The organism is Shewanella sp. 10N.286.45.A1, assembly GCF_041470405.1.
Taxonomy (GTDB): domain Bacteria; phylum Pseudomonadota; class Gammaproteobacteria; order Enterobacterales; family Shewanellaceae; genus Shewanella.
The window spans coordinates 1-6,276 of the sequence record NZ_JBFRMK010000056.1; the positions used below are offsets into that span (position 1 = coordinate 1).

At 44.1% G+C, this 6,276-nt stretch carries 3 protein-coding genes; 1 reads left to right on the top strand and 2 read right to left on the bottom strand.

Annotation, left to right across the window (positions count from 1 at the left end; all coding sequences use genetic code 11):
• Positions 1–116: 116 nt before the first annotated feature.
• Entirely contained in the window at positions 117–1,112 is a 996-nt protein-coding gene (locus AB4238_RS05210) for a bifunctional oligoribonuclease/PAP phosphatase NrnA (RefSeq protein WP_372032027.1), read from the bottom strand.
• Positions 1,113–1,678: 566 nt separating this feature from the next.
• Between AB4238_RS05210 and AB4238_RS05215 the strand changes: the two genes are divergently transcribed.
• Complete coding sequence (locus AB4238_RS05215) at positions 1,679–3,487, top strand: cation:proton antiporter (protein WP_372032029.1); 1,809 nt, start codon at positions 1,679–1,681, stop codon at positions 3,485–3,487.
• A 102-nt stretch (positions 3,488–3,589) separates the two neighbouring features.
• On the opposite strand, the gene fadE is transcribed toward AB4238_RS05215, so the two are convergent.
• Positions 3,590–6,037, bottom strand: a complete 2,448-nt coding sequence (gene fadE / locus AB4238_RS05220; RefSeq protein ID WP_372032031.1) for an acyl-CoA dehydrogenase FadE — start codon at positions 6,035–6,037, stop codon at positions 3,590–3,592.
• Positions 6,038–6,276 lie beyond the last annotated feature (239 nt).

A 6,276-nucleotide genomic window follows, 5' to 3' on the forward strand; every position in this document is an offset into this window, starting at 1 on the left:
AGAATAACTATTAGCTCAAATCCCACTACTTTCCTACAGCGTTTTGAATTCCCGCTGAATGGTCAAACTTTTAATGCAATTGGTATTACACTCTTTTATTGGCCGATTCGAGTTTTTTAAGCACTGTGTCTTAAAGCTAAAATTGAATCTATTATTGGCGATAGGTGAAGCTCTTTTTCGGTGATGAATTCACTGAGATAATCTTTAAACACAATACCGCCAGCCATATGCGGATGACCGCCACCAAAACCAAAGTTTTTAATGTTTAGTTGCTCCCTCACCACTTTAGCAACATCAACATACTGGCATTCTGAGCGCAGAGAGAGCTGAATGCCGCGTTGGCTTGACTGCGCGATGACCACAACATCCAGTTCATTAACCGTCAGTAAGAAGTCGCCTAAAATACCTAGCATATTTTTTGGGCAATCAATCGACACTGTTGCAAGCCCGACACCTTCAGTTTGTTTTACTGACTGGCAAACGTGCTCAAATAAGTTGAGCTCAGAATAAGTAATTTCATTGCGACAGATTTTATTCACTAATGCCAAATCTGCTTGTTGATTGAACATCACAAAGGCTTTTAGATCGGCAGAACAAACGCCACGGGTCATATGTGCGGTGTCAATCTTAAGACCGACCAATAATGCGGTCGCAACATCTTTAGACATGTTAATGTTGAAAGCTTGGTAATACTCAAACAATATCGTTGCCGTAGCACCATAGTCTTCTCTGACATCACTAAACCATAAATTATTTGGTGGGGTAACCACATGGTGGTCAATCACTGCAATCTCTTCCCCCGGCATATCGGTGACATTGCGCTCGCCAATACAGCCATCAATGGTAATAATTTTGTCTAATGTAGTAAGTTGAGCCTTGCTGCAATGGCTCACAGGTATGTTTAACCACTCAATCATATTAGATAACGATATACGGTCAATTTCGCCGTTGTAAACAATAATTGAATCAATTCCCAGCTCTTTAAGTAGCACTGACATGGCATAGGCAGAAGCAATGGCATCATGATCTGGATAATCATGAGCTTGAATAACGACACGCTGTAAAGAAGATAACTTTTGTACAAAATTAATTAGTGCCGATGTTTTCATCATATTGGTTACTTTTAGTGTTTAAGAGTGTATAGGTGTATGAATTTAAAGCTAAAGTTTAGCACTTTAAGCGACAAGATTATTGCTTGTTTGAGTTTAAATTTTTGGGTAGCACTGTTTGCGGAAGATTTCGGCAGCTTGATCTATTTGCTGAAAATAAAAACTCAATTGGATCCGTAGTCCTTCCATGACTCTATGCTACTTTATGGCAGGTAGCACTCCATTTGGTTTCGAAACAATACCCCAGTTTCACTTATATTTCCATAGCTTAAGCCGAGTTTGTGGTCAGTGTAAGTGGTTCGCGTGAGCAAACTTTAGGATGACACTGAAGCTAACAGATACAGTGATAGAAGTTTGCTATCACCGACCGTTTTAAAAATCTTCAGATTTATACTTCACTCTTTCTACCGACAATCTGTAACGCAGAAGCACAGCTCAAGTCACATTGCTAAATGGTTTTATCCATATTGAGGCGGGATCAGCAATCTGCTCAAGATAACTTTTACATTCACGGCATTTACTCCTATGTTAACAATGTCGTGATGCCAATTATTGAATAAGGAAATTGTATGCTGGAGCAGATCACCGCAATGCTTGCTTTGTTGGGGGTTTTATCGTTGTTTTGTCAATGGCTTGGCTGGCGACTTAGGCTTCCTGCTATTTTACCTTTATTACTCTGTGGATTGTTGCTTGGCCCAGCTCTGGATTTTTTAAATCCAGATGCTATTTTTGGCGATCTGCTATTTCCGATTATCTCGTTAGGTGTGGCGGTGATTCTGTTTGAAGGCGCGCTGACGTTAAACTACAAAGAGATCAGTGAACACGGCGGCATGGTAACGCGTTTAGTCACTTTAGGCACAGCAATCACATGGGCGTGCATCAGTGTGGCAACGCATTATCTGCTGGAGTTTGATTGGCTGATGGCTATCCTGTTTGGCGCGTTAGTGGTGGTGACTGGGCCTACGGTAATCGTACCTATGCTGCGCAGTGTTAGGCCTAAAACAGAGCTTGCAAGTATTTTGCGCTGGGAAGGTATTGTTATTGATCCCATCGGTGCCATCCTTGCGGTGTTGGTGTTTGAATACATAGTTGTCGCTGCCGATCCAACAACTCACGTACTGCATGCATTAGCGACCATGCTCATTGTTGGTTTCGGTTTCGGTGCATTAAGCGGTTATCTGGTTGGGCTTATTTTACGAAAAAACCTGTTACCCCATTATTTACGCAATACTGCGGTACTGACCTTAATGCTCGCGGTGTTTGTCGGTTCTAACTTGTTGCAGGAAGAAGCGGGCTTGTTATCTGTGACGGTGATGGGAATTTGGCTGGCGAATATGAAAGGGGTTGAGATCAGCGATATTCTTGAATTTAAAGAAACGCTAACAGTGCTTTTAATCTCAGCGTTGTTTATCCTGCTAGCGGCTAGGCTTAATGCAGACGCGCTATTAAGTCTAGGTTGGCAGGGCTTGGCGCTGTTAGCTGTGGTGATGCTGGTAGCAAGGCCGCTGAGCATTTGGTGTTGTGGTATCGGTACCTCTCTATCGAGTGGCGATAAATGGTTTTTAAGTTGGGTTGCTCCTCGCGGTATTGTTGCGGCCGCTATCTCTTCGTTGTTCGCGATTAAACTTGAAAACGCGGGTGTTGCGGGCGCAGAGCTTATAGTGCCTTTGGTGTTTTTAATTATTATTGGCACTGTGGTGATCCAGAGCTTAACGGCTGGTCGCTGGGCTAAAATGTTAGGAGTGACCGCAGGTTCTTCTCAAGGCTTACTCATTTTTGGCGCGTCGCAGTTTTCACGAGCACTGGCAAAAACCTTAATGTCAAAAGGCGTGACAGTACTACTTGCTGACAATAACTGGGACAATATCCGTTTGGCTAGAATGGATAATATTCCTGTCTATTTTGGTAACCCAGCCTCGGAGCATGCTGAGAATCATATGGATATGAGCGGAATAGGGCGAGTGTTAGTCATGTCACCGTATCGTCAGCTTAATCCATTAGTGAGTTTTTACTTTCAAGACGTATTTGGTGGCGAGAAGGTTTATGGGCTTAATAATGGTGATAGCAGTAATGGCAGTGCTAGGCATCAGTTATCGGAGTCATACCTAAAGCGCTTATGCCTATTTGGTGATGCGGTGTCTTACTCAAAGTTAGCCAGTTTGATGGCTAAAGGCGCCACAATAAAAAGTACTAACCTCACTGAGAGCTTTGATTATTCAATGTTCATGCAGCAGTACGGTCAAACCGCTATTCCCTTAATTTATCTGCAAGAGGGTAAAGTTAAAGTCATTAGTGCGGCAGATACAGCATTGAATCACGGTGTCGAGTTGATAAGTTTAATACCAGCTGATACCACCGTTGTTGAATTGAGTGCCTAAGAGGCTTAATGCCATTGTTATAGTACTAATCAGAACCATTAAAAAAGCCAGTCGAGATTAACGACTGGCTTTTTGGTGTGAGCTTAGTTTTACAGGTTTTTGCTATGCAGCTTGTTCCTGCTTAGCAAACTCAAGCACGCGGGCTTTTAACTCTTCAGGGTCAAAGTCATCGACATTAATAGACTTCATACGACCGATTTCAGCACGCTCCAATAGCGCCACTTCATCTTCGCTCAGTACACCTAATGCTTTGCCTTCAGCGGCTATCTTATCTAACCACATAAACGGTAGACGCTTACCTGCGGCTTTACAGACTTTGTCGTAGATAGGCTCTGACGCCAAGATATCCTTAAAGGTTTGCTCTTGAATACCCACAGGGTTGTGCTCGCTTGGTGTCCAGAACTGGCCTTTACCCATACGCTCTCGGCTGGCACAAGGAGTTTGCATGATCTTAGCAACCTTATGGTCTAGTACGTCAGTAGGACGTTTTAATGGACGACCAAATGGGAAGGTAATGGCACGCAGTGGTAGACCAAGCCCCATAGGGAAGTTGTCTAGTAGATCATCGAGTGATGTTTGTAGCTTGTGCAGTGAATCTTCAACGGCCCACTGTACTAAAGGTAGATCTTCAGACTGACGACCTTCATCTTCATAGCGCTTCAATGTGGCAGAGGCAAGGTACAACTGACTGAGCAAGTCACCTAAACGAGCTGAGATGCGCTCTTTACGTTTAAGGTTGCCACCGAGTGTCGCCATTGCAAGATCTGACAGTAATGCCAAGTTTGCGCTGAAGCGGTTCATTTGCTGGTAGTAACGCTTCGTTTTATCTGAATAAGGCGCGTTAGAGAAGCGGCTTGAGGTAAGACCTAACCAGAAGCTGCGGACTAAATTACTGGTGGTAAACCCGATATGGCCAAAGATAGCGGCGTCAAAATCACGCAGACCCTTGCTTGCGTCAGTATCAAACGCTGATTCCATTTCTGCCAGTACATACGGATGACAGCGAATTGCGCCTTGACCATAAATAATCATAGAACGGGTAAGAATGTTTGCACCTTCAACCGTAATGGCAATAGGCGCTGCTTGGTAGCCACGACCGAGGTAGTTTCCAGGGCCTAAACAGACACCTTTACCACCGTGAATGTCCATTGCATCAATAACACAACCTTGCATTCTGTCGGTTAGGTGATATTTAACAATCGCTGAGATAACAGAAGGTTTTTCACCTAAGTCGATACCCGTGGTTGTTAACGTAGTCACTGCATCCATCAGGTAAGCATTACCACCGATGCGCGCCATTGGCTCTTCAATCCCTTCAAGCTTACCGATAGGCAGTTTGAATTGACGACGAATCCGAGCGTATGCACCTGTGGCTAATGCGGCAGTTTTAATTCCACCCGCAGAGTTAGAAGGCAGGGTAATGCCACGGCCAACAGATAGACATTCAACCAACATTCTCCAACCTTGGCCTGCCATCTCTGGACCACCAATGATAAAGCTAAGTGGAACGAAAACTTCATTACCGCGGGTTGGACCATTTTGGAACATGCAGTTTAGTGGGAAATGCCTGCGGCCTGTTTCAACTCTTTCAATATCAGTAGGAATAAGTGCACAGGTGATGCCGAGTTCTTCTTGCTTACCCAGTAACTGATCTGGATCGCGAAGTTTAAAGGCAAGGCCGAGTACGGTCGCGACTGGCGCTAGAGTAATATAGCGTTTGTTCCAAGTCAGTTTCATACCTAGCACTTCTTCACCTTCCCACTGGCCTTTACAAACGATGCCGAAATCTGGGATTGCGCCTGCATCACTACCAGCTTCTGGGCTAGTGAGTGCAAAACAGGGAACTTCTAAGCCTTTTGCAAGACGCGGTAGGTAGTGATCTTGTTGAGCGGTAGTACCGTAATGCTGCAGTAATTCGCCGGGACCGAGTGAATTAGGTACACCGACGGTAGAGGCCAGCTCACTGCTTAAACCTGCAAGCTTTTGTAAGACTCGCGATTGAGCGTAAGCTGAATACTCTAAACCGCCATATTTCTTTTTAATAATCATGGCAAAGAAACCATGATCTTTTAAATACTGCCAGATCTCTTCTGGTAGATCGGCTATCTCATGAGATACTTGATGCTGATTAAGCATCTTGCAGACTTCTTCAACTGGACCGTCTAAAAAGGCTTGCTCTTCAGCACTTAGCGTGGCTTTTGGGTAGTTGTGAAGTTTGCTCCAATCAGGTTTCCCTGCAAATAAGTCGGCTTCCCACCAGGTGGTACCTGCTTCAATCGCTTCTTTTTCCGTGGTCGACATTTCAGGCATTATTCCGCGGTACATTTTTAGTAGCGGACGGGTAATGACATTTTGTCTGAAAGAGCTGAGATTAAGCGGTAGGGCGATAACAAGAAAAGCAACCCATAATAGCGGGCTGACAACTGCAGTACCTGTGCCGATAGCCATCACGATGGCAGCACCTATGGTCGCAGTGAGTAGGGAGACTCTTAAATAGGCAAAAGCGCCTATGGTAAAAATCATCGCCAAGATCCAAAGTAGGGTAGTCACTGTAATTCTCCTTTTAGTTGTGACTTATCACTTGCAGCGAGTCACTTATTTGCGGGTCTACTTCACAATTATAGTCTGTGGTCAGACCTGTGTCTCATAAAATCTAAACCCAAGTCAGTTTTAATACAAGCCTTTTTCAAACAAATGTTTAAATATTTTGTTTTAAGGGAGCATTCCACTATGCGCAGCAACTGGGTAGAATGGATACATAGAGTTGTAGCTTATACCAATCAGTATAA